Source organism: Methylobacterium sp. WL18 (assembly GCF_008040015.1).
Classification (GTDB): Bacteria; Pseudomonadota; Alphaproteobacteria; order Rhizobiales; family Beijerinckiaceae; genus Methylobacterium; species Methylobacterium mesophilicum.
This window is the reverse complement of record NZ_VRVD01001006.1, coordinates 1-1123: the sequence shown is the minus strand read 5'-3', so window position 1 is coordinate 1123 and position 1123 is coordinate 1. Positions and strand designations below refer to the sequence as shown.

Genomic DNA, 1123 nt, shown 5'->3' with positions numbered 1-1123 from the left:
GGCTTCCGGCGAGCGCCAGCCCGGCCGAATCCTCGGCGACGATGCCCCAGCGCAGGAGCTCCACCGCGACCCGCCCGGCAAGACCGCGATCGGGCGTGACCAGGGCCGCGGTGGCGCCCGGGACCTGAAGCGTCTCGCGCAGGGCCAGCGCCGCGACCAGCGCCTCCTCCCGCTCGTCGGCGGCCTCCGTGAGCGCCAACCCCGCGAGGCCGTCCTCGGCGATCGCGTCGCGCTGTTCCGGGTCGAGGTCGGCCCAGGCGTCGGTGGTGTCGGCCGGGCGCAGGGCCTGCGACAGCAGGGCGGCCCGGGCCGCCTGTCCAAGATCGGGTTCCCCCAGGGCGACGACGTCCGTGCGCGGCAAAGCGAGGTTGTCCGGCCCGAGCAGCCGGTGCAGCACCGCCTGGGGGTGACCGTGGGCGATCACCCGGGAAAACCCCTCGCCGGTGTCGATGCCGGACCAGCCGGCCTCGTCGAGGTCGAGGTCGAGCCCGGGCAGGACCACGGCGCCCCGGGGCAGCTTCGCCACCGCCGCGATCAGACGGGCGGTGGCGGGCACGGAGCCCAGCGATCCGGCGACGATGACGGGATCCGTCGGCGCGGTCCGCGCCAGGCGCCGGCCCTCGGCGAGGACGAGGCCGCGGGCGCGGGCGACCGGATCGGACAGGCCGCGCTCGGCCAGGAGCTTCGGCCAGTTCTCGGCGGCGATCTTCACGAAATCCAGGGTCAGGCCGAAATAGCGTGAATACTCGGCCTCCACGGCGGCGCCGATCTCCGACCAGGGCAGGCCCTCGACGGTGAGCGCATCCATCAGCCGTTCGAGATCGCCCGCCAGCCCGACCGCGTCGGCGGGGGAGGACGGCACGAGGAACGGCACCTCGGCGTCCAGGGGCAGCAGGGTGCGGTCCACGGATTTCGCCCAGGCCTGGACCAGGCGGGCGAGGATCAGCCGGCGCTCCAGCGGCGGCATCGGCGTGCTGAGGGGATCGTTGTCCTCGAGCAGCGGCTCGGAAGCGAGGTCGAGTTCCGCCTCGTCGGCCTCGCCCAGCGGGATCATCCGGGGCAGCAGCGCCGCGTAGCCCGGCGCCCCCCGCTCATGGGCCCGCCGGCCGAGCCGCTGCTCGAG

Annotated in this window: 1 pseudogene; it reads right to left on the bottom strand. The window is 75.2% G+C overall.

Annotation, left to right across the window (positions count from 1 at the left end):
- A pseudogene (locus FV228_RS30470) lies at window positions 1-1123 on the bottom strand (double-strand break repair protein AddB); the annotation flags it as partial.